The sequence below is a fragment of the Streptomyces sp. enrichment culture genome, from assembly GCF_964272855.1.
GTDB lineage: Bacteria > Actinomycetota > Actinomycetes > Streptomycetales > Streptomycetaceae > Streptomyces.
This window is the reverse complement of record NZ_OZ186847.1, coordinates 1,338,230-1,360,444: the sequence shown is the minus strand read 5'-3', so window position 1 is coordinate 1,360,444 and position 22,215 is coordinate 1,338,230. Positions and strand designations below refer to the sequence as shown.

Genomic DNA, 22,215 nt, shown 5'->3' with positions numbered 1-22,215 from the left:
TTTTACGCCTCAACTCCCTTGCTCCGCAGGGACTTCGTCACCGCGTCCAGCAGGTCCTGCCACGCCACCTCGAACTTGGCGACGCCCTCGTCCTCCAGCTGCTGGACGATCTCGTCGTAGGAGATGCCGAGCCGCTCCACGGCCGCGAGGTCGGCGCGGGCCTGGGCGTAGCCGCCGGTGACGGTGTCGCCGGTGATCTGGCCGTGGTCGCGGACGGCGTTCAGGGTGGCCTCGGGCATGGTGTTGACCGTGCCGGGGGCGACCAGGTCGTCGACGTACAGGGTGTCCTTGTACGCCGGGTCCTTCACGCCGGTCGACGCCCACAGCGGGCGCTGCTTGTTGGCCTTGGCGCCGGACAGGGCCAGCCAGCGGTCGCCGCCGAACACCTCCTCGTACGCCGCGTAGGCGAGCCGGGCGTTGGCGAGCGCGGCCCGGCCCCTGAGGGCGAGGGCGTCGTCGGTGCCGACGACGGTCAGCCGCTTGTCGATCTCGCTGTCGACACGGGAGACGAAGAACGAGGCCACCGAGTGGATGGTGCTCAGGTCCAGGCCCGCGGCCTGGGCCCGCTCCAGGCCGGCGAGGTAGGCGTCCATGACCTGCCGGTACCGCTCCAGGGAGAAGATCAGTGTGACGTTGACGCTGATGCCCTGGGCGATGACCTCGGTGATGGCGGGCAGGCCCGCCTTGGTCGCCGGGATCTTGATCATGACGTTCGGGCGGTCGACCAGCCAGGCGAGCTGCTTCGCCTCGGCGATGGTGGCCGCGGTGTGGTGGGCGAGGCGCGGGTCGACCTCGATGGAGACCCGGCCGTCCCGGCCGCCGGAAGCGCTGTATACAGGATGCAGAATATCGGCGGCGGCCCGCACGTCGGCGGTCGTCATCATCCGGACGGCCTCGTCGACCGTGACTCCGCGCACGGCGAGGTCGGCCAGCTGCTCTTCGTAGCCCGCGCCCGAGCCGATGGCGGCCTGGAAGATGGACGGGTTGGTGGTGACCCCCACCACGTGGCTGGTCTCGACGAGTTCGGCGAGATTGCCGGAGGTGATCCGACCGCGGGACAGGTCGTCCAGCCAGATCGACACGCCCTCGTCGGACAGGCGCTTGAGTGCTCCCGCGCTCGCGGTCGCTTCGGTCATTCTGATCATCTTCTTTCTGGCGGTCGGATCAACCGCGCGCGGCGGCCAGGGATTCCCGGGCGGCGCGGACGACGTTCTCGGGGGTGAAGCCGTACTCGGCGAAGAGGGTCCTGGCGTCGGCGGAGGCGCCGAAGTGTTCGAGGGAGACGATGCGTCCTGCGTCACCTACGAACCGGTACCACGTCAGCCCCACCCCGGCCTCGACAGCGACACGCGCCTTCACGGACGGCGGAAGCACCTGCTCGCGGTAGGCGCGCGGCTGCTCCTCGAACCACTCCACGGACGGCATGGACACCACGCGCGCCCCGACGCCCTCCGCCTCCAGCAACTCGGCGGCGGCGACGGCGAGCTGCACCTCGGAGCCGGTGGCGACGAGCACGACGTCCGGGGTCCCGGTCGACGCCTCTCGCAGCACGTAGCCGCCCTTGGCCGCGTCCTCGTTCGGCTCGTACGTCGGTACGCCCTGACGGGTGAGGGCGAGGCCGTGCGGGGCGGGCCGGGTGGCGTGCCGGCGCAGGATCTCCCGCCAGGCGATCGCGGTCTCGTTGGCGTCGGCGGGGCGCACGATGTTCAGGCCCGGGATGGCGCGCAGCGAAGCCAGGTGCTCGACCGGCTGGTGGGTCGGGCCGTCCTCGCCGAGGCCGATGGAGTCGTGCGTCCACACGTACGTCACCGGCAGCTGCATCAGCGCGGACATCCGCACCGCGTTGCGCATGTAGTCGGAGAACACCAGGAAGGTGCCGCCGTAGACACGGGTGTTGCCGTGCAGCGCGATGCCGTTCATCTCCGCGGCCATCGAGAACTCGCGGATACCGAAGTGGACGGTGCGGCCGTACGGGTCGGCCTCCGGCAGCGGGTTGCCCTCCGGCAGGAACGAGCTGGACTTGTCGATCGTCGTGTTGTTCGAGCCGGCCAGGTCGGCCGAACCGCCCCACAGCTCCGGGACGACCTCACCGAGCGACTGGAGCACCTTGCCGGACGCGGCACGGGTGGCGACCGCCTTGCCCGGCTCGAAGACCGGCAGCTTCTCCTCCCAGCCGGCCGGCAGCTCGCCCTTGCTGATCCGGTCGAACTCGGCGGCACGCTCGGCGTGGGCGGTACGCCAGGCGGTGATCCGCTTGTCCCAGGCGGCGTGCGCCTCGGCGCCCCGGTCGAGGGCCCGGCGGGTGTGCGCCAGGACCTCGTCGGCGACCTCGAAGGCGCGCTCCGGGTCGAAGCCGAGGATCCGCTTGGTGGCGGCGATCTCCTCCTCGCCGAGCGCGGACCCGTGCGAGGCCTCGGTGTTCTGCGCGTTCGGCGCGGGCCAGGCGATGATCGTGCGCATCGCGATGATCGACGGCCGCTCGGTCTCGGCCCGCGCCGCCTTCAGCGCCGCGTACAGGGCGGCCACGTCGACGTCGCCGTTCCCGGCGGGCTCGATCCGCTGGGTGTGCCAGCCGTAGGCCTCGTACCGCTTCAGCACGTCCTCGGAGAAGGCGGTCGCGGTGTCGCCCTCGATGGAGATGTGGTTGTCGTCGTAGAGGAAGACCAGGTTGCCCAGCTTCTGGTGGCCGGCGAGCGAGGACGCCTCGGCGGACACGCCCTCCTGGAGGTCGCCGTCGGAGACGATCGCCCAGATGGTGTGGTCGAACGGCGACTGGCCGGCCGGGGCGTCCGGGTCGAACAGGCCGCGCTCGTAGCGCGCCGCCATCGCCATGCCCACGGCGTTCGCCACGCCCTGCCCGAGCGGTCCGGTCGTCGTCTCCACACCGGCGGTGTGCCCGTACTCGGGGTGGCCGGGCGTCTTCGAGCCCTGGGTGCGGAACGCCTTGAGGTCGTCCAGGCTCAGCTCGTACCCGGCGAGGTACAGCTGGGTGTAGAGCGTCAGCGAGGTGTGTCCGGGGGACAGGACGAAGCGGTCGCGGCCCGTCCACTCGGGGTCCGCGGGGTCGTGCCGCATCACCTTCTGAAAGATCGTGTACGCGGCGGGGGCCAGGCTCATCGCCGTGCCCGGGTGCCCGTTGCCGACCCGCTGTACGGCATCGGCCGCCAGGAGGCGGGCGGTGTCGACGGCACGCCGGTCGAGCTCGGTCCACACGAAGTCGTCGGTGGTCTGCGTGCTCATCTGATGGCAGTCCCCTTCAAAAAGTCACTGAAAGACATGTCTTGGCTGGTCAGACGCGTTCGACTTTAAAAGTCTGACTTTTACGCGTGAAGGTCGGGGTGTGTCAGCCTGTGGTGAAAGTGGGACACCCCGAGCACGACCGAGGCGGCGTAACGAAGACATGGCGGACAGAACCGGCCCAGAGGGCGACAACGGCGGCATCAGAACCTTCGCCTTCCCCGCCGAACGCAGCATCAGCGGCGTCGGCATGCAGGTCGGCCCCATGGGCGCCGACCGCACCTGGCACTCCGACGCGCCGCTCGGCCGCGTCCACCGCATCGACTTCCACGTCGTGATGGTCTTCGCCGCCGGCCCCGTCCGCCACATGGTCGACTTCACCGAGTACGAGGCGACGGCCGGCGACGTGCTCTGGATCCGCCCGGGACAGGTACACCGCTTCACGACCACGAGCGAGTACCGCGGAACCGTCCTCACCATGCAACCCGGCTTCCTGCCGCGCACCACCGTCGAGGCCACCGGCCTGTACCGCTACGACCTGCCGCCGCTGCTCCACCCCGACCCGGCCCGGCTCACCGCCCTGGAGGCCGCCCTCGCCCAGCTGCGCCGCGAGTACGAGGACACCGCGACCCTCCCGCTCAGCCTGCACACCGCGGTCCTGCGCCACTCCCTGACCGCGTTCCTGCTGCGCCTCGCGCATCTCGCCGCCAGCTCCGCGGAGGCCGGACGGCACCCGGGCGACACCACCTTCACCCTGTTCCGCGACGCCGTCGAGGGGGGCTTCGCCACCAACCACAGCGTCAGCGCCTACGCCGACGCCCTCGGCTACTCCCGCCGCACCCTCGTCCGCACGGTCCGCGCCGCGACCGGCGAGACACCCAAGGCGTTCATCGACAAACGGGTGGTGCTGGAGGCGAAGCGCCTGCTGGCCCACACGGATCTGCCGATCGGACGGGTGGGCGTCGCGGTCGGCTTCCCCGACGCGGCGAACTTCTCCAAGTTCTTCCACCAGCACACGGACATGACACCGGCGGCGTTCCGCGCGGAGCTGCGATAACGCGAAGGGGCTCCACGCGGGCGTGGAGCCCCTTCACGTCGGGGTCGGTCAGTGGCCGAACTCGAACCAGTTCACGTTCACGAAGTCCGCCGGCTGCCCGCTGGTGAACGTCAGATACACGTCGTGCGTGCCGGTCACCGAGGAGATGTTCGCCGGGACCGTACGCCAGGACTGCCAGCCGCCCGTGTTGCCGACCGCGAAGCTGCCGATCGGCGCGTTGCCGCGGCTGTCCAGCCGGACCTCGACCAGCCCGCTCACCCCGGAGGCGGCCCCGCTCGCGACGCGGGCGCGGAACTGGGTGGCCGCCGTGGACCCGAAGTTCACGCCCTTGTAGAGCGTCCAGTCGCCGTTGGCGACGGCGCCGATGTTCTGCCCGCCGCCGGTGTCGGACGTGGGCTCGCTGAACACGCCGGACTGGCCGTCGAACGACTCGGCCTGGATGGCGCTGTACGCGTCCCGGTTCCCCGTCGGCGGGGGAGTGGTACCGCTCCCACCGGCCGACAGCACTTGGACGTAGTCGACGAGCATGGAGTGGCCGGGGACCGTGCCGGCGTCCGGGCCGCCGCCGAAGGCGTCGGGGAACCCGCCACCCATCGCCACGTTGAGGATGACGAAGAAGCCGTGGTCGGTGGCGTTGGACCAGGTCGTCGCGTCCACCTGGTTCTCGCGCACCGTGTGGTAGTTGTTCCCGTCGACGTAGAAGCGGATCTCCTCCACGCTCGTCGAACGGTCCCACTCCATGCGGTAGGTGTGGAATCCGGCCTGGCAGCTGGTGCCGGGGCAGGCGGTGGAGCCGCCGATGCCGCTGGTCTCGTTGCAGGGGCCGCCCGGAGAGGTGCCGCAGTGCATGGTGGCCCACACGGTGTTCAGGCCCTGGGTGTTCTCCATGATGTCCAGCTCGCCGACGGCGGGCCAGTTCCAGTAGTTGCCCCGGTAGGGCGCGCCGAGCATCCAGAACGCGGGCCAGTAGCCCTTGGCGGCGGCCCCGGTGACGTTGGGCACCTGGATGCGCGCCTCGACGCGCAGCTTGCCGTTCGCCGGGGGCTGGAAGTCGGTGCGGTTGGTCTCGATCCGGCCGGACGTCCACCGCCCGGCGGCGTCCCGGCGCGGGGTGATACGGAGGTTGCCGCTGCCGTCCAGGGAGACGTTGTCGGGGCTGGACGTCATGGTCTCGATCTCGCCGGTGCCCCAGTTGGCGGGGCCGCCCGGGTAGCCGGTGCCGGTCGCGTACCGCCAGTCGGCGGTGTTGACGCCGCTGCCCGCCGCGCCGTTGAAGTCGTCGACGAAGACCTGTGTCCAGCCGGACGGGGGCGGTGGCGCGGCGGCGGTGGCGGACGGCGCGGTGACCGTCGCCGCGGCCGCCGCCAGGGTCAGGGCGCCGACGGCGGCGGCCAGTGCCCGCCGCAGCGGGCGCCGTCTGGAAGGTGTGCCGGGGGGTGCGCTCATGTGGGGGTGCCTCTCGGTACGGGAGTGGGGTCACGGGAGCCCGCGGGAGCGCTCGCGGCGCTTTGAGAGCGCTCTCAAGGTGCGCCCAATGTGCTCGCCGTGCCCTCACACGTCAAGAGGTGAGACCGGGAAAGTCCTTCCGCCGCAGGGACGTTCACCCACTGAAGGCGGAAGCGGCCTCCCCGGTGACCTCCCCGCTGGCCTCCTGAGTGACCTCCCCTGAACGGGACATGTGCGTCAGCGCCTCACGTCACCCGGATGAGCAAGGTCGTACGGACGCGGGTACGGCGTCGGCCGGTGGCTCGTGTAGCGGGGCGCGGTCGACGGGTCGGCTGCGCTCGCCCGGGAGTTGAGGGTGGCGGGATCGGCGGTCCAGCGGCCCGTGGCCAGGCGGTGCTCCAGGGTGTGCAGGGCGGCCAGTGTCTCTCCGGTGGTGAAGGTGCAGTGGCCGGGACCGTCGACGTAGGCCTGGGCGAGCAGGCCGCCGGATCCGGCGGCGGTGGCGGCGCGGCGGTGGGCGCTCTCGGAGTGCACGGGGATCAGCGCGTCACCCGTGGTGTGGATGTTCAGTTGCGGGTCGCGCAGGCGGCCGGTGAGGACGCTGGTGCCGCGCATCCACCGTACGGCCGACGGGTCGGCCGCGACGCGGGGCGCGCGGTTCAGCGCCGCGAGGTCGGCGCGCAGCGGGACACCCGCCTCCTTGTACAGCTCCGTCACCTCCTTGAAGAGGGGTGAACGCCTCAGCGTGGCGGTGTAGTCGACGCCGGTGTTCCAGGAGGGGTTGCCGCCGGCGCGGGACTCGGCCTCCTGCCGCCAGCCGAAGGCGGGCATCCGCAGCAGGCCCGAGAGCGCCTGGTACTGGTTGGCCTGCCGGGCCCGCCAGTCGGTGGGTCCCGGCTCGGGCTGAGCGGGATCGTTGTGGCCGGGAATGCCGTGCAGGGCGGCGGCCAGCGCGATCCGCGCACGCCCCGCGGGCGTCTGCTGTGCGGCGTCGACCTTCGCGGTGAGCGCGCTCGCGGCCCGCTGGGCGGCTTCCTGGCCGGCGAAGCCGGTGAGCGGGATGTCCGAGTCGGGGGCGAGCAGCGTCTTGAGGGCGAACACCGGGTCCAGGGTGCTGTTCCAGTTGGCGATCCCGCCCTGCACCAGACCGCACATCGACAGGGTGCCGTCGAAGCGGTCCGCGTGCCGTTCGGCGAGCGTGGTGGTGACCAGCCCGCCGTAGGAGGTGCCCCAGGCGAGTGTCCGCCGGGCCGTGCCGAACCGCTCCGTGAACAGGTCCAGCGTGGCGAGCTGGTCGGGCACGGCGTCCGTGACGGCCCAGCCCGTGGTCGCGTACGACGAGCCGATCAGGGCGTAGCCGTCGGCGAGGAGCGCGGCACGGGTCTGCGGACCGGGCGCGTTCTGCGCGGGGTTGGGCGACCCGGCCGGGCGGTAGCCGTGGCTGTAGAGGAGGACGGTGCCGTTCCAGGCGGCGGGTACGTCCATCAGGTAGGCGGCGCCTGAGGGGAGACGGCCCTCCAGGCTGGTGTCCTGGAGGCGGGGGGCGCCGTCCGTGGCGGCCCGGGCGGGGACGGCGGCGACGGTCAGCAGCGCCAGGGCCGTCAGGGCGGGTCGGATCCTCAACGCGGGGTTCCTTCCAGGGTGGTGGTGCGGGAGGCGGGGGATTCCAGGGCGTCGGCGCGGGTCTCCCGCAGCCGCCACACGGTGAGCGCGGTGATCGTCGCGCCCGCGCACAGCAGCAGGGCGACCGGGGTGCCTGCGCCGCCGGAGGAGGCGAGCAGACCGCTCGCGATCAGCGGGGAGAACCCGGCGCCGGCCAGGGTCGCGGCCTGGTAGCCCAGGGAGGCGCCGGTGTAGCGGACACGGGTGCCGAACATCTCGGTGAACAGCGCCCCGAGCGGCCCGTACATCGTCGACTGGGCCAGGCCGTGCCCGAGGACCAGGGCGAGGACCAGCAGGCCGGGGGAGCCCGAGTCGACCAGCGCGAGCACCGGGAAGGCGAGCGCCGCCGAGGTGATCGCCCCGGCCAGCACGACCGGGCGGCGGCCGACACGGTCGGACAGCGCGGAGGCGGCGGGCAGCACCAGCAGCGCCACGCAGGAGGCGGCGGTCACCGCGGTCAGCACCTGCGGTCGACTGTATCCACCGTGGTCGACCGCATACGAAATCATGAATCCGGTCAGCAGTGACTGCGCCGTGAACGCGCCGATGCCGACGCCCGCCGCCAGCAGCACCGGCTTCGGCCGGCGCAGCACCTCCACCACCGGCGGCCGCGCCTGCGGTTCGTGCCGCGTCTCGGCGAAGAGCGGGCTCTCGGCGACCTTGAGCCGCACGAACAGCCCGACGGCCAGCAGGACCACGCTCAGCAGGAACGGCACCCGCCAGCCCCAGGAGCGGAACTGGTCGTCCGGCAGCGCGGACACCAGCGTGACCACGCCCGCCGACAGCATCGAACCGAGCGGGGCGCCGAGCTGGGTGAAGCCCGACCACAGGCCGCGCCGGGAGCCCTGGGTGCGCTCGGCGTGCTCCACGACCATCAGGGTGGCGCCGCCCCACTCGCCGCCGATCGCGACGCCCTGCACGACCCGCAGGGCGACCAGCAGGACGGGCGCCCACACGCCGATCGCGTCGTACGTCGGCAGCAGGCCGATGAGGAAACTGCCGCAGCCCATCAGGACCATGGTCAGCAGCAGCATCGACTTGCGGCCGACCCGGTCGCCGAAGTGGCCGAAGAGGATGCCGCCCAGCGGCCGGGCCACGTATCCGGCGGCGAAGGTGCCGAAGGCGGCGACGGTGCCGACCGCCGGGTCGGCCTCGGGGAAGAACAGCTCGCCGAAGACGAGTGCGGCGACGGTGCCGTAGACGAGGAAGTCGTAGAACTCCACGGCCGTGCCGAGCAGTCCGGACAGTGCGACGCGGCGCAACTGCCGGGTTTCCGGGGACGGTTGGCGGGTGGGCGTACGGGATGGCTGCACGATGGGCTCCCTGGGGGCCGGGCCGGTGCCTCGAACGCCGGTGAAGTTATGCATATCCCGTACGGCCGTCAATCATCTGCACAACATCGACTGCCGGGCGTCAACTCCCGAACCCTGTCCCGGCGATTCGCAGCAGCAGTGCGTGCAGGGTCTCCCGCTCGGCCGGGTCCAGCGGCCTCACCAGGTCGTTGGTGACGCGCAGGCTCGCCTCGTCGGTGTCCCGCAGGAACGCCCGCCCGGCCTCGGTGAGCACGACGATCCGGCTGCGCCGGTCCTCGGGAGCGGGTCGCCGCTCGGCGAAGCCCTGCTTCTCGAGGTCGTCCACCAGGCTGACGATCGCGCTCGGGTCGTACCCGAGCCGTTCGCTCAGCTCGCGCTGGAGGGCGCCCTCGGTGCCGGCGAGGAAGCGCAGGACCGCGTAGTGCCGCAGGCGCAGGCCCGACTCCTGGAGGAAGGCGTTGAACAACTGCCCGGAGCGCAGGCCCAGTCGGTACAGGAGATAGCCGGTGTCCGCGTGCAGGGCGCGCATCCACGGTTCCTGCTCGTCGATGGGTGTGTCGGCGTTCGCGGTGTGCTGCTGGCGGCTGATGGCGGACTCCCTGGTGGCGGCCCCGGAGCGGGGCGGTTTTCCGTGGTCGGTCCCAGTCTGGTCCATGCCGTCGGCCGCAACAACTATTGACGACAACAATTATTGCTCTTAGCTTCGATCTCGCTCGCCCCGGCGCCGCACCGGCGCCCTTTCGCGTGAAGGGACTTCTCCGTGCCCAGCATCGATCTGACCGGCAAGGTCGCCGTCGTCACCGGCAGCGGACGGGGCCTCGGCCTCGCCTACGCCCACGCCCTCGCGGCCCACGGGGCCCGGGTGGTGGTGAACGACATCGACGAGGCCGTGGCCGAGCAGGCCGCCAAGTCCGTCAACGAGGCCGGCGGGACCGCCGTCGCCGAGGTGGTCCCGGTGGGGACCGGTGAGGCCGCCGACCGGCTGGTGGGCCGCGCGGTCGAGGAGTTCGGCCGGCTCGACGTCCTGGTCACCAACGCCGGCATCCTGCGCGACCGGGTGCTGTGGAAGATGACCGACGACGACTTCGACGCGGTGATCACCACCCATCTCAGGGGCACCTTCACCTGCGCCCGCGCCGCAGCCGTACGGATGCGGGAGCAGGGCGAGGGCGGCACCCTGGTGCTGGTCGGCTCCCCGGCCGGGCAGCGCGGCAACTTCGGCCAGACCAACTACGCCGCCGCGAAGGCCGGCATCGCCGCCATGGCCCGCACCTGGTCCCTGGAGCTGGGCCGGGCGGGCATCACCGTCAACGCGATCGTGCCGGTCGCCGCGACCGCGATGACGGAGACCGTCCCCGCCTTCGCCCCGTACGTGGAGGCGCTGCGCGACGGCGAGCCGCTGCCGGACGTCCTGCGCAAGGGCGAGGGCTTCGGCACCCCCGAGGACTGCGCGGCCCTGGTCCCCTTCCTCGCCTCCGAGCGGGCGCGCGGCATCACCGGCCAGTGCATCGGCATCGGCGGTGACAAGGTGGCGCTCTGGTCGCATCCGCAGGAGATCAGGACGGCGTACGCCGACGGCGGCTGGACCCCCGAGAGTCTGGCCGACGTCTTCGCGGCCTCCGTCGGCGCGGAACTCCAGACGGTGGGCATCCCGGCACCGCAGCTCCCGGAGGCCTGATGGACATCGAGAAGCTGACCGCGATCGACGTCCACACCCACGCGGAGGTGTCCTCCCGGGGCCACTCCTCCCTGGACGACACCCTGCACGCCGCCTCCGCCGCCTACTTCAAGACCAAGGGCGACCGGAGGCCCACGCTGGAGGAGACGGCCGCCTACTACCGCGAGCGGAACATGGCCGCCGTGATCTTCACGGTGGACGCCGAGTCCGCGACCGGCACGGCCCCCGTCCCCAACGAAGAGGTCGCCGAGGCCGCCGCCGCCCACCCGGACGTCCTCATCCCCTTCGCCTCCGTCGACCCCTTCCGGGGCAAGGCGGGCGTGCGGCAGGCCCGCCGGCTGGTGGAGGAGTACGGGGTGAAGGGGTTCAAGTTCCACCCGAGCATCCAGGGGTTCTACCCCGACGACCGCGCCGTGGCGTACGACCTGTACGAGGTGATCGAGGAGACCGGGACGATCGCGCTGTTCCACACCGGCCAGACCGGCATCGGCGCCGGCGTGCCGGGCGGCGGGGGCATCCGGCTGAAGTACTCCAACCCGCTCCACGTCGACGACGTCGCCGCCGACTTCCCGCACCTGAAGATCATCCTGGCGCATCCGTCCTTCCCCTGGCAGGACGAGGCGCTGGCCGTCGCCACGCACAAGCCGGGCGTGCACATCGACCTGTCCGGCTGGTCGCCGAAGTACTTCCCGCCGCAGCTGGTGCGGTACGCCGGCTCGCTGCTGAAGGACAAGGTCCTGTTCGGCTCCGACTTCCCCGTCCTGACCCCGGACCGCTGGCTCGCCGACTTCGCCGAGCTGCCGATCAAGGACGAGGTCAGGCCGAAGATCCTCAAGGAGAACGCGGCCCGGCTGCTCGGGCTGACCAAGCCGTAAGGGGTGTGACGATGCGCAACGAGGGAGTGGGATCGTGGCCCGCGCGCCGGGCCCGGAAGACTCCACACCGTACGGCCCTGGTCCACGGTGGGACGTCGACCGACTACCGCACATTGCATACACGCACCACGCGCCTGGCCCACGCCCTGCGCGCCCGGGGCGTCCGACGCGGCGACCGGGTCGCCTACCTCGGCCCCAACCATCCCTCCTACCTGGAGACGCTGTTCGCGGCGGGCACGCTCGGCGCGGTCTTCGTCCCGCTCAACACCCGCCTGGCCCGACCGGAGATCGCCTACCAGCTCGCCGACTCCGGCGCGAAGGCCCTGGTGCACGGGCCGGGCCACGCCGGACTCGTCGCCGCGCTGCCCGGCGGCGCGGGCGTCCGCACACATATCGAAGTCGGCGCCGCCTACGAGCAGGTGCTCGCCGCCGCGCCGGACGAGCCCATCGACGAGCCGGTCACCGGCGACGACCTCTGCGTCATCATGTACACCTCGGGCACGACGGGCCGCCCCAAGGGCGCCATGCTCACCCACGGCAACCTCACCTGGAACGCGGTCAACGTCCTCGTCGACACCGACCTGACCACCGACGAACGCGCCCTCGTCTCCGCCCCGTTGTTCCACACGGCCGGACTGAACATGCTCACCCTGCCGGTGCTGCTGAAGGGCGGCACCTGCGTGCTCGCCGAGTCCTTCGACCCCGGCGGCACCTTCGACCTGGTCGAACGGCACCGGATCACCTTCATGTTCGGGGTGCCGACCATGTTCGACCAGATGGCCCGGCACCCGCGCTGGCACGACGCCGACCTGTCGTCCCTGCGGATCCTGATGTGCGGAGGCGCACCCGTGCCCACCTCGCTCATCGCCGCCTACCAGCGGCGCGGCCTGACCTTCCTCCAGGGCTACGGCATGACCGAGGCCGCCCCCGGCACCCTGTTCCTGGACGGCGAGCACGCGGTCGGCAAGGCGGGCTCGGCGGGCGTGCCGCACTTCTTCAGCGACGTCCGGGTGGTACGGCCCGACCTCACCCCGGCCGCCCCCGGCGAGACGGGCGAGGTCCTGGTGCGCGGGCCGCACGTCATGCCCGGCTACTGGGGGCTGCCCGACGAGACCGCCGCCGCCTTCGCGGACGGCTGGTTCCGCAGCGGGGACGCGGCCCGGGTCGACGACGACGGCTACGTGTACATCGTCGACCGCATCAAAGACATGATCATCTCGGGCGGGGAGAACGTCTACCCGGCCGAGATCGAGGACCTGCTCCTCGGCCACCCGGACATCGCCGAGTGCGCGGTCATCGGCGTGCCCGACGCCACCTGGGGAGAGGTGCCGCGCGCGGTCGTCGTCCCGCGCGAGGGCGTCGCCCTCGACCCGGGCGAGGTGGTGGCCTCCCTGGCCGGGCGCCTCGCCAAGTACAAGATCCCGAAGTCGGTCGTCGTCGCGGACACCCTCCCGCGCAACGCCTCCGGGAAGCTCCTCAAATCCCGCGTGCGCGAGCACTACGGCGCGCCCTCTCAGCCTCTCTCCTCCTGACCCAGGGACAGCCACATGAGCATCACCGTCAACGGCCTCGACGAACTGCGCAAGCTCGCCGGAAGCGATCTCGGCGTGAGCGAGTGGACCGAGGTCACGCAGGAACGCATCAACACGTTCGCCGACGCCACCGGCGACCACCAGTGGATCCACGTGGACCCCGAGAGGGCCGCCGCCGGCCCCTTCGGCGCCCCCATCGCGCACGGCTACCTCACCCTGTCCCTCTTCATCCCCCTGTTCACCGGGCTGCTGGACGTCCGGGGCGTGACGACGAAGGTCAACTACGGCCTGGACAAGGTGCGTTTCCCCGCACCCGTGAAGGCCGGCGCGCGCATCCGGCTCGCCGGACGGCTGGCGGAGGTCGCGGACGTGCCCGGCGGAGTGCAGATCGCCGTCGACGGCACCATCGAGATCGACGGCGGGACCAAGCCGGCGGCGGTGCTGCGCAGCCTGTCCCGGTTCTACGCCTGACCCTCCCGCTCCGCCCGCTCCTCCCGCACGGGCACCACGTCGAGGAGACGTTCCGCCGCCGCGTCCGCGAGCGGGGCGAGCCGGTCGTACACCGTCCGGAACGTCTTCTCGGCCTGCTCGGCCGGCCAGTCCGGCGGCAGGTGCGCCACCGGCGGCCGAGGATCCCGGCGGATGATCCGCAGCCACTCCGTCTGCAGCAGCAGCCGCAGCGCGAGCGCGTCGTCGGCGTCCGGCAGCCGGGTCTCCCACGGCTGCCAGCGCCGGACGAACGCCGTGTAGCGAGCGGCGAGTTCGGACAACTCCCAGGTCTCCTCGATCATCGCGCCGATGTCCGTCCCGGCGTCGGCGTGCGCGCGGAACACCTTGACGTGCGCGGCGAGCCCCAGCTCGGCCACCAGTTCGGACACGTCCACCTCACCGGGAGCGATCCACAGCCCGCCGAACAGCGGTCCGAAACCGTTCCAGGTGAGCTTCGAGCGCAGGTCGTGGCGCTGCCGCTGCCAGGACTCCGGCAGCGAGAAACCGAGCAGCGTCCAGGTGCCGTCCCACTGCCGGTTGACCGCGCCGGTCTGCCAGATCAGCCGCTCGCCGTCGCGCAGCACGGCCGCCGAACGCTCGGTCAGCCCGAAGTACATACGGCGGCCCTCACGCTGGCGGCGCAGCAGACCGCGGCTCACCATCCGCGTCAGCGTCGAGCGGGTCGCCTGTTCGCCGACCCCGGCGCGGGCGAACACGTCGACGACGCTGCCCGAGTACACACAGACGTCCCGCCCGAGCACCTGGTCACCCAGGAAGGTGAGCATCAGGGACTGGGGCCGCAGCGACTCTTCGGTGGTCACGCGGCCCACGGTACGCCCCGGCGATCAGCCGGTGGTCTCCCGGTACGCGTACACGGCGGTCGCCACCGCGCACACCCCGGGCTGGATCACCTGGGCGCGGAGGGTGCCGCCGGCCGGGTCGTAGTCGACGCCCTCCGTCTCGTAGGTGCCGCTGGTGCACGTGCTGCGCTGCGGCAGCGCGAACAGGCCGGTCACCGTGCCCGTGACGGGCCCGCCGTCCAGCGCGTGCGGCAGATCGACCTGGAGCAGCGGCCGCTGTTCCGGGAAGTGCGTGCCGGTGGCGTCGTTGGAGGCGCACACCAGGCGGGTGTCGGTCACGAAGTCGCAGCCCTGGATGTCGCGCACCGGCCGGTCCAGGGTGATCTGCCCGGCCTCCGCGAGCGTGCCGCCCGTGGCGGGGGTGCTCGGGTTCAGCAGCGGGGCCGGGAAGACCTGGAGCCGGTGCTGCTCGCCCCACTCGCCGGCCACGAGCCACCGGGCGTCGGGGGAGACGGCGGCGAAGGAGTTGTTCACCTTCTCGCCCTGGCTCAAGGGATGGACGTACTCGTAGCGCATCCCGGCCGGCGTGGTCACCGCGAACATCTTCGACGTGGCGGTGTCCGCGGCCTGGTAGGCGTCGAAGACGTGGCCGCGCGCGATGTCCGGGTCGCCGACGTGGTTCCAGCCCTTCAGGCGCAGACCGAGCGGGATGTCGGCGAGCCCCCGGTACAGCAGCGAGCCGTCCGCGTGGCTGGCGAGGCCCTGCCCGCCGCCGAGGGTGTCGGTGTACGCCGTCCCGGTCTCCGTCCAGCGTGGCGCGCCCGCGGCCAGGGCGGTGCCGGCGGCGAGGGTGAGGGCGCCGGTCATGGCGGCGGCGATGGTGAGCAGATGACGTCTCATCAGACTCCTGTCCGGGCGTGGGAGATGGCGTTCGCATCGAACCACGTGACGGCCTACGGGTCACCGTCGCGGGCGAACGCGGGCGTGGCGGTACTGTGCACACCGTGCCGGGCTGGTGCTCGCGACGGACGTGGTGCAGGAGGACGGGAGCGGCGTGAAGCTGACGATTCTGGGCGGCGGCGGATTCCGGGTGCCGCTGGTGTACGGGGCGCTGCTTAGGGACCGTGGGGCGTGCCGGGTGACGCGTGTCGTGCTACACGATCCCGACGCCGGTCGACTGTATGCGGTCTCCCGTGTACTGGAGGAACAGGCCGCCGACGTCCCCGACGCCCCCGAGGTCGTCGCCACCACCGACCTCGACGAGGCCCTGCGCGGCGCCGACTTCGTCTTCGCCGCCATCCGCGTCGGTGGCCTGGAGGGACGCGCGGACGACGAGCGGGTCGCGCTGGCCGAGGGGGTGCTCGGCCAGGAGACGGTCGGCGCGGGCGGCATCGCCTACGGGCTGCGGACCGTCCCCGTCGCCGTGGACATCGCCTCCCGGGTCGCCCGCCTCGCCCCCGACGCCTGGGTCATCAACTTCACCAACCCGGCCGGCCTGGTCACCGAGGCGATGTCCCGCCACCTCGGCGACCGCGTCATCGGCATCTGCGACTCGCCGGTCGGCCTCGGCCGCCGTATCGCCCGTGTCCTCGGCGTCCCGAACCCCGCCGAGGCGTGGATCGACTACGTCGGCCTCAACCACCTCGGCTGGGTGCGCGGACTGCGGGTCGCGGGCCGGGACGAACTGCCGCGCCTGCTCGCCGACCCCGCCCTGCTCGGCTCCTTCGAGGAGGGCAGGCTCTTCGGCGCCGACTGGCTGCGCTCGCTCGGCGCGATCCCCAACGAATACCTGCACTACTACTACTTCAACCGCGAGACCGTCCGCGCCTACCGGGAGGCGGAACAGACCCGCGGCGCCTTCCTGCGCGACCAGCAGGCCCGTTTCTACGCCGAGGCGGGTGACCCGGGAACCTCCGCGCTCGCCGCCTGGGACCGCACCCGCGCCGAACGCGAGGCCACCTACATGGCCGAGAACCGCGAGACCGCCGGCGCCGGCGAGCGCGAGGCCGAGGACCTGTCCGGCGGCTACGAGAAGGTCGCCCTCGCCCTGATGCGGGCCATCGCCCGCGACGAGCGCGCCACCCTGATCCTCAACGTCCGCAACCGCGGCACGCTCACCGTCCTCGACCCCGACGCGGTGATCGAGGTGCCCTGCCTGGTCGACGCCAACGGCGCCCACCCGGTAGCCGTCGACCCGCTGCCCGGCCACGCCACCGGCCTGGTCTGCGCGGTCAAGGCCGTGGAGCGCGAGGTGCTGTCCGCCGCCGCGTCCGGATCCCGGGAGTCGGCGGTGAAGGCGTTCGCGCTGCACCCGCTCGTCGACTCCGTGACCGTGGCCCGCAAGCTCCTCGACGGCTACACCGCCGTCCACCCGGGCCTCGCGTACCTGAAGTAGCCGGCCACGGCATCGGCCCGGCTAGAGCGAGACGACCTCGGCCGCCACACCGACGGAGTCGACCCGCTGCTGCGGCACCGACACCTGCCGCAGCGGCCGCGGCCCCGCCACCACCGTGTAGTCCTGGCCGAGGAACGGCGGCGCCAGCTCGCCCGGGTCCTCCCCGAGCGCCAGCCGCACCGCGGCCCACGGCGCGTTCAGCCCGCACAGCGACAGCTGGTGCAGGCCGCCCGCGGGCCGCGCGTTGACGTCCATCAGCACCGGCCGCTCACCGAACATCCGGAACTGGATGTTGGACAGATAGTGCAGCCCGAACCCCTCCGCGATCCGCCGCGCCGGCTCCAGCCACTGCTCGTGCAGGGTGAACCCGCGCCGCCGCCCGTCCTTGGTGCGGCCCACGGCCAGCCGGACCCGGTTGTCGGGACCGGTGAGGCAGTCCACCGACACCTCCGGCTGCTCCAGCCGCGGCATCACCAGCCAGTCGACCGGTTCCTCCGCCTGCCGCAGCGCCTCCACCACCAGGTCGAGGGGCACGTAGGGGCTCGGGAACCCCTCGAGGTGAAAGAGCGAGAAGGGGGCGCGCGTGACGACGCGGAAGCCCACCCCGCCCGCGCCGGACGCCGGCTTGAAGCACGCCTTGTGCCCGGCCGCCTCCAACTCCTCAACCACGGCGGTGAGTTCGTCGGCGTCGCGCACCCGCCACCACGGCGGCACCGGCACCCCGATCGCCTGGACGGCCTCGTAGGCGACCGCCTTGTCCTGGAAGACGGCGACCGCCTGCGGCGGCGGGGCCAGCAGCGCGGTGCCGGCCGCCTCGAACTCGGCGCGGTGCGCCACGATCGCCGCCTGGTGCAGCCGGGGCACGAACACGTCGATGCCGCGCCGCGCGCACTGGTCGAGGGCGTACTCCACGTACGCGGCGGGGGACAGGCCCTCGGGCTCCAGCTCGGCGGTGTCGGCGGCGGCCAGCACGGGCGAGTCGGGATCGCCGTGGGTGGCATGGATCTCGACGGCCCGGTCGCTGGGATTTCGGCGCAGCTGATCCATGAAGAACACGTTCTCCGCGTACGTGCGGTTGAGCCAGACGCGTACGCGAGAGACCATGCAGGCCGCCTTTCACGGTTCGCGGGCACGGCGGAGCGAGGCCGACCCGGCCGGGGGGATGAATGGAGGGACACCAAACCGCCCCTGAGTGAAGGGGGTTCAGACGGTGGTGTTGGGGCGATCATACGGCTTCGCGGACCCGCCGCGTGCAACGCGCGTGTTACGGATCATACGATCACGCACACCTGACCCCCCGGCTCCCGGCGACCCGCCCGCGCCCGCCGCCCCGCCCTCTCCCGCCACCCCTTCCGGACCCCGCCGACCCCCCTGTCCCACCGCCGGGTGGGGGACCACGGCGGGTCACCCTTGCCCGGGGCGGCGCACATGTGTTCTCGTGGTGCCGTTCGTGTGATCGTGAGGGGGCGACAGGTGACATCGACGGCCGGTGGTGCCGGGCAGCTGCTGGCCATCAGCGACCTGCACATCGGGTACGAGGAGAACCGGGCGCTGGTCGAGCGGATGCGCCCCCAGACCGACGACGACTGGCTCATCGTCGCCGGTGACGTCGCGGAGTCCGTCTCCGCCATCGAGTGGGCGCTGAAGACCCTCGCCGGACGGTTCCGCAAGGTCCTCTGGGTCCCCGGCAACCACGAACTGTGGACCCACCCCTCCGACCCCGTCACCCTGCGCGGCGTCGAACGGTACGAGCACCTGGTGGAGATGTGCCGGCGGCTCGGCGTCGTCACCCCCGAGGACCCCTACCCGGTCTGGGAGGGCCCCGGCGGCCCGGTCGCCGTCGCCCCGCTGTTCCTCCTCTACGACTACTCCTTCCTCCCCGCGGGCTGCGCGACCAAGGAGGAGGGGCTTGCGTACGCGCACAAGACCGGCATCGTCTGCAACGACGAGTACCTGCTCCACCCGGACCCCTACCCGACCCGTGAGGACTGGTGCCGGGCCCGGGTCGCCGAGACCGAGCGCCGCCTCGCCGCGCTCCCGGACGACCTGCCGACCGTCCTGATCAACCACTGGCCGCTGGACCGGCATCCGACCGAGGTGCTGTGGTACCCCGAGTTCGCCATGTGGTGCGGCACCCGGCTGACCGCCGACTGGCACCGCCGCTTCCGCGTCGAGACCATGGTCTACGGCCATCTGCACATCCCGAGGACCACCGTGCACGAGGGCGTCCGCTTCGAGGAGGTGTCGGTGGGCTATCCCCGCGAATGGCGCAAGCGCCCGCAACCGCCGGGCCGGCTGCGCCGCATTCTCCCGACGGAGGTCTGATCCCGGTGATCGAGGAACTGCTGCCCGACACGGTCGTCGCGGTCGAGGCGCACGGCACCGACGAGGCCGGGGACGTCCCGCTGCATCCGGCCGAGGAGCCCTTCGTGGCGCAGGCCGTCCCCAAGCGCCGCCGGGAGTTCGCCACCGTGCGCGCCTGCGCCCGGCGCGCCATGGAGAAGCTGGGCGTGCCCCCGCAGGCGATCCTGCCCGGCGAGCGCGGTGCCCCCGGCTGGCCGGACGGACTGGTCGGCAGCATGACGCACTGTCAGGGCTACTGTGCCGCCGCCCTGGTGCGGGCGGACGACCTGGCCTCCCTCGGCATAGACGCCGAACCGCACGCGCCGCTGCCGGAGGGTGTCCTGGAGGCCGTCGCCCTGCCGGCCGAGCGGTCCAGACTGCGGCACCTGGGCGCCCGCCGGCCCGGGACGCACTGGGACCGGCTGCTGTTCAGCGCGAAGGAGTCCGTCTACAAGGCGTGGTTCCCGCTCACCGGGCAGTGGCTGGAGTTCTCCGAGGCCGACATCGACCTCACCGCCGACACCGAGGACGCGACGAGCGGCCGGTTCCGCGCCGAACTCCTCGTCCCCGGCCCGGTCCTGGGCGGGCAACGGGTCGGCCACTTCGAGGGCCGCTGGATGGTCGGCCAGGGCATCGCGGCGACCGCAGTGATCGTGCCGCACCCCTGACGCCGTACGGCCCGGCCGGCGCCCGCGCGTCCGGGCGCCGTCACCCGCCGTACCGGATCTCAGGAGTCCGGGCACCAGCTGTGCAGCAGCCGGAAGAACTCCTCCTCGTTGCCGCTCAGGCCCGCGTCCGCCAGTGCCTGCTCCGCCTCGGCGAGCACGGCGGGCGGCACGACCGGTGGCCAGGGCACCTCATGCGGGCCGGGCGCGGTGTCGAAGGCGGCCCGCACGGTGTGCAGCAGACGCAGATAGGCCTGGACGGCGGTGCGCTCGCGGTCGGTCAGTACGGCAGTGGTCATCGGTTCGGCTCCCCGTCTCGCGTCTCCCCGTCACGCGCCGCGCGGCGCGTCGTGTCCCGCACGGCGCGGGACACGACTCCAGCTTGCCGCCCACCACTGACAATCGGGCCGTGCCCCGGCCCGGTTCGCCCGCTCAGCGGAGGCGACGGCCCGGCGCAACGAGCCGGGGCGTGCCACCCCGCGCTGGTGTGAAGGGGGAGTGAGGAAACCGCCGGGCCACCGCGGGAGGCACGACGTCAGCCTTGCGGCCCCAGGTAGCCGAGGGACGCCTCGATGCGCCCCGCCAGATGGTCCCGCTGCACGGGCCCCCGCAGTGCCGACCCGGCCAGCCAGGTGCGGCACTTGCTGGCCAGCAGCAGCCCGAAGCTCTCCGCCTCCCGCTCATCGGCGAGGTCGAAGCGGCTGCGGGCGGCGACCCTGCGGACGGTGGCCTCCAGGTCCGCCTCGTCGTCGAGCAGCCGGGCGGCCACCGCGGCGCCCTCGACGTGGTGACCGCAGTGACCGGCCTTCATGTGCCACAGTTCGTGGCCGAGGATCACCAGCTGATGGTCGGGTGCGGTGCGCTCCTCGACGACCACCAGGTCCTGGTCGGCCATGTCGAGCCACAGCCCGCTGGCCGTGCCGGCCGGGAAGGCCGCCGTACGGAACCGCACGGGGCGGCCGCGGCGCCGGCTCATCGCGTCGCACAGCTCCCGGTACAGCTCCTCGGGCGGGGCGGGTGCCAGGAGGGTCAGCTCCGAGACCAGCTCACCGCACAGGCGGCGCATTTCCTTACCGATGCCCACAGTTGTCCCCCGGATCACGACTCGGGCCGCTTGACGCTCTCCAGGAGCATGTCCAGCCATTCGGCGACCTTGTCGCGATGCTGGTCGGTGGGCAGTTGGGCGGCCCGCCAGGCGATACCGCGCACGCCGTGGTCCTGCAGCAGCCGCTCCAGCGGGTCGTCGGCCGCCGCGGCGGCCGCCCGCTCCCGGTCGGCGAGCTTCTGCAGCAGCTCCTGCTCGGTGCGCTGCAGCGCGCCCGCCAGGGCCTCCGGGTCCTCGGCCGTCAGAAAACCGGCGTGCACCCGGAAGAAGCGCTGGATGGCGTCGCAGTGCTCCATGGTGGGGCGGCGGTCGCCGTTGATGAGCGCCCCGGCCTGCTGGCGGGACATGCCCGCCCCGTCGGCTATCTCCTGCTGGGTGTACCGGCGGCCGTTCGGTTTCAGCCGGGTGCGCCGCAGCAGGTCCAGCCGCTGCAGGAACCGCGCCTGGACGTCGGGTTCGCCGGCGGGCCGGCCGCGCAGCAGCTCCCTGACCACCGGCTCGGGGACACCGCAGGCGACGGACAGCCGGGCGATGTCGAAGACCTCGGAGTGCGGCACGCCGAGCCGGTCGGCGAGCGCGGTGACGCGGGCGACCACGGCCGGCAGCACAGCCGTCGCCGTGGGGCCCGGAACCTCGTAGCCATCCGTCACCGGTAGGTCTCCCACGTCTCTCACAGGCTTCTCACAACTGGTTGCCGTGAACTTCCCGGAGAGTAGCCGGTGCTTCGAACTCACATCCAGGTCTCGCCACAACTGTGGCCAATTTCAGCCGTCAACCGGCATGAAATGCCACGATAGTTGACACGCCTCGCCTCGGGGCCCCAGGATCAAGGCGCCGCGTGAAGGCCGCAGAGGCAAGAGGGGTGACCTCCCGATGGCGTATCAGGCAGGAGGGCAGCGGTCCGAGCTGCGGCCCGTACCCGAGTGTCCGGAGGCCCGGGCGTACTTGGCGGACTACGCCACGCTGCTCCAGGCCGTCCCCTTTCCCTCCGTCGTCGTCGACCAGAGCTGGGACGTCGTCCTGGCCAACAGCGCGTTCGAGACACTTTTCCGCGGTGTGGGACCGCATCCCACGGCCATGCCGTGGGACAACTTCCTCAGGTTCGTCCTGTTCCACCCCGACGCGGGCACGGTCCTCGGCGAGCACGAGTCGCGCTGGTGCCTGCCGATGCTGGCGCACTTCGCGGCCGCCGTGGAGCGGCACGGCCAGGACCGCCAACTCCAGTCGATCCGCCGGGAGATCGCCCAGGACCCGATCATGGAGGCCGCCTACCGGCAGGGCCTGCCGCACTGGATCCGCGCGGTCGGTGAGGCGGCCTTCGAGCACGACGGCGCGATCCGTCCGCTGCTGCACCCGGACCCGCGCTGGGGTGCCACCGACTGCCGTATCGTCGGCGAGACGCCCAAGACGCTCCAGGAACTCGGCTACACCCGGCTGACGCTGGTGCTGCGCGAACCGCGCCGCACGGCGTCCGCCCCGCGCAGGCGCTCCCGCGCCCGCCATACGGCGGGCCACCTCAGCGTGGTCCCCGCCCCCGAGGTCTGACCGGGCACCGCCGGCGTTCAGGTCGCCGACGGCGCCACGGTCGGACCGGGCTTGCCCTCTCGCAGGGTCCCGG

21 protein-coding genes are annotated in these 22,215 nt (G+C 72.4%); 9 read left to right on the top strand and 12 right to left on the bottom strand.

Translation table 11 applies throughout. The features are described 5' to 3' along the window. Window positions 1-2 precede the first annotated feature (2 nt). Together tal and tkt are read right to left on the bottom strand one after the other, a co-directional pair. On the bottom strand, window positions 3-1,145 hold the full coding sequence (tal, locus tag ACSU6L_RS05845; protein ID WP_437054216.1) for a transaldolase: 1,143 nt from the start codon (window positions 1,143-1,145) through the stop codon (window positions 3-5). 19 nt (window positions 1,146-1,164) lie between these two features. Then, window positions 1,165-3,240, bottom strand: coding sequence for a transketolase (gene tkt, locus ACSU6L_RS05840; protein WP_437054214.1), 2,076 nt, complete (start codon window positions 3,238-3,240; stop codon window positions 1,165-1,167). A gap of 160 nt (window positions 3,241-3,400) precedes the next feature. Between tkt and ACSU6L_RS05835 the strand changes: the two genes are divergently transcribed. Further along, a complete protein-coding gene (locus tag ACSU6L_RS05835) occupies window positions 3,401-4,294 on the top strand; it encodes a helix-turn-helix domain-containing protein (RefSeq protein ID WP_437054212.1) in 894 nt (297 codons plus the stop codon). A gap of 48 nt (window positions 4,295-4,342) precedes the next feature. Here the strand turns inward: ACSU6L_RS05835 and ACSU6L_RS05830 are convergent, their stop codons facing one another. From ACSU6L_RS05830 to ACSU6L_RS05815, 4 genes are all read right to left on the bottom strand, one after another. After that, the gene (locus ACSU6L_RS05830) at window positions 4,343-5,740 is read right to left on the bottom strand and encodes a glycoside hydrolase family 16 protein (protein ID WP_437054210.1); all 1,398 of its coding nucleotides are present in this window, start codon (window positions 5,738-5,740) and stop codon (window positions 4,343-4,345) included. A gap of 237 nt (window positions 5,741-5,977) precedes the next feature. After that, window positions 5,978-7,363: a prolyl oligopeptidase family serine peptidase gene (locus ACSU6L_RS05825; protein WP_437054208.1), complete on the bottom strand. Its 1,386-nt coding sequence runs from the start codon at window positions 7,361-7,363 to the stop codon at window positions 5,978-5,980. Next, window positions 7,360-8,715, bottom strand: coding sequence for an MFS transporter (locus ACSU6L_RS05820; protein WP_437054206.1), 1,356 nt, complete (start codon window positions 8,713-8,715; stop codon window positions 7,360-7,362). Before ACSU6L_RS05820 ends, ACSU6L_RS05825 begins: the two co-directional genes overlap by 4 nt. Before the next feature lie 100 nt (window positions 8,716-8,815). After that, window positions 8,816-9,370 carry a MarR family winged helix-turn-helix transcriptional regulator gene (locus tag ACSU6L_RS05815; protein WP_437054204.1) on the bottom strand — a complete coding sequence of 185 codons (555 nt, stop codon included), beginning with the start codon at window positions 9,368-9,370 and terminating at the stop codon, window positions 8,816-8,818. A gap of 105 nt (window positions 9,371-9,475) precedes the next feature. On the opposite strand from ACSU6L_RS05815, the gene ACSU6L_RS05810 reads away from it, so the two are divergent. The 4 genes from ACSU6L_RS05810 to ACSU6L_RS05795 are packed head-to-tail and all read left to right on the top strand — an operon-like array spanning window position 9,476 to window position 13,271. Then, complete coding sequence (locus ACSU6L_RS05810; RefSeq protein WP_437054202.1) at window positions 9,476-10,393, top strand: SDR family NAD(P)-dependent oxidoreductase; 918 nt, start codon at window positions 9,476-9,478, stop codon at window positions 10,391-10,393. Next, window positions 10,393-11,268, top strand: coding sequence for an amidohydrolase family protein (locus ACSU6L_RS05805; RefSeq protein WP_437054200.1), 876 nt, complete (start codon window positions 10,393-10,395; stop codon window positions 11,266-11,268). Before ACSU6L_RS05810 ends, ACSU6L_RS05805 begins: the two co-directional genes overlap by 1 nt. 11 nt (window positions 11,269-11,279) lie before the next feature. Continuing rightward, a complete protein-coding gene (locus tag ACSU6L_RS05800; protein WP_437054198.1) occupies window positions 11,280-12,800 on the top strand; it encodes an acyl-CoA synthetase in 1,521 nt (506 codons plus the stop codon). 15 nt (window positions 12,801-12,815) lie between these two features. Next, a complete protein-coding gene (locus ACSU6L_RS05795) occupies window positions 12,816-13,271 on the top strand; it encodes a MaoC family dehydratase (RefSeq protein WP_437054196.1) in 456 nt (151 codons plus the stop codon). On the opposite strand, the gene ACSU6L_RS05790 is transcribed toward ACSU6L_RS05795, so the two are convergent. Both ACSU6L_RS05790 and ACSU6L_RS05785 read right to left on the bottom strand, forming a co-directional pair. Beyond that, complete coding sequence (locus ACSU6L_RS05790; RefSeq protein ID WP_437054194.1) at window positions 13,262-14,110, bottom strand: PaaX family transcriptional regulator; 849 nt, start codon at window positions 14,108-14,110, stop codon at window positions 13,262-13,264. The two genes, ACSU6L_RS05795 and ACSU6L_RS05790, sit on opposite strands and share 10 nt — an antisense overlap. A 24-nt stretch (window positions 14,111-14,134) precedes the next feature. Then, window positions 14,135-14,989, bottom strand: a complete 855-nt coding sequence (locus tag ACSU6L_RS05785; protein WP_437054192.1) for a hypothetical protein — start codon at window positions 14,987-14,989, stop codon at window positions 14,135-14,137. A 154-nt stretch (window positions 14,990-15,143) separates the two neighbouring features. Here ACSU6L_RS05785 and ACSU6L_RS05780 point away from each other — a divergent pair, with 154 nt between their 5' ends. Then, window positions 15,144-16,484: a 6-phospho-beta-glucosidase gene (locus ACSU6L_RS05780; RefSeq protein ID WP_437054190.1), complete on the top strand. Its 1,341-nt coding sequence runs from the start codon at window positions 15,144-15,146 to the stop codon at window positions 16,482-16,484. 21 nt (window positions 16,485-16,505) lie between these two features. Here the strand turns inward: ACSU6L_RS05780 and ACSU6L_RS05775 are convergent, their stop codons facing one another. Next, on the bottom strand, window positions 16,506-17,588 hold the full coding sequence (locus ACSU6L_RS05775) for an ATP-grasp domain-containing protein (protein ID WP_437054188.1): 1,083 nt from the start codon (window positions 17,586-17,588) through the stop codon (window positions 16,506-16,508). A gap of 369 nt (window positions 17,589-17,957) precedes the next feature. Here ACSU6L_RS05775 and ACSU6L_RS05770 point away from each other — a divergent pair, with 369 nt between their 5' ends. Both ACSU6L_RS05770 and ACSU6L_RS05765 read left to right on the top strand, forming a co-directional pair. Next, window positions 17,958-18,809, top strand: a complete 852-nt coding sequence (locus ACSU6L_RS05770; protein WP_437054186.1) for a metallophosphoesterase family protein — start codon at window positions 17,958-17,960, stop codon at window positions 18,807-18,809. Between the two features lie 5 nt (window positions 18,810-18,814). Continuing rightward, entirely contained in the window at window positions 18,815-19,495 is a 681-nt protein-coding gene (locus ACSU6L_RS05765) for a 4'-phosphopantetheinyl transferase family protein (protein WP_437054184.1), read from the top strand. Window positions 19,496-19,554: 59 nt separating this feature from the next. Here ACSU6L_RS05765 and ACSU6L_RS05760 read toward each other — a convergent pair whose 3' ends face one another. The 3 genes from ACSU6L_RS05760 to ACSU6L_RS05750 all read right to left on the bottom strand — a co-directional run bounded on the left by ACSU6L_RS05760 (window position 19,555) and on the right by ACSU6L_RS05750 (window position 21,247). Beyond that, window positions 19,555-19,791, bottom strand: coding sequence for a hypothetical protein (locus ACSU6L_RS05760; protein ID WP_365513862.1), 237 nt, complete (start codon window positions 19,789-19,791; stop codon window positions 19,555-19,557). A 236-nt stretch (window positions 19,792-20,027) separates the two neighbouring features. Continuing rightward, the gene (locus ACSU6L_RS05755) at window positions 20,028-20,558 is read right to left on the bottom strand and encodes a toxin-antitoxin system, toxin component (protein ID WP_437054182.1); all 531 of its coding nucleotides are present in this window, start codon (window positions 20,556-20,558) and stop codon (window positions 20,028-20,030) included. A 32-nt stretch (window positions 20,559-20,590) separates the two neighbouring features. After that, window positions 20,591-21,247 (bottom strand): helix-turn-helix domain-containing protein, encoded by a 657-nt coding sequence (locus ACSU6L_RS05750; protein ID WP_365513865.1) that lies wholly within the window; start codon window positions 21,245-21,247, stop codon window positions 20,591-20,593. A 223-nt stretch (window positions 21,248-21,470) separates the two neighbouring features. Here ACSU6L_RS05750 and ACSU6L_RS05745 point away from each other — a divergent pair, with 223 nt between their 5' ends. After that, window positions 21,471-22,142 (top strand): MmyB family transcriptional regulator, encoded by a 672-nt coding sequence (locus ACSU6L_RS05745; RefSeq protein ID WP_437054179.1) that lies wholly within the window; start codon window positions 21,471-21,473, stop codon window positions 22,140-22,142. Window positions 22,143-22,215: the final 73 nt, after the last annotated feature.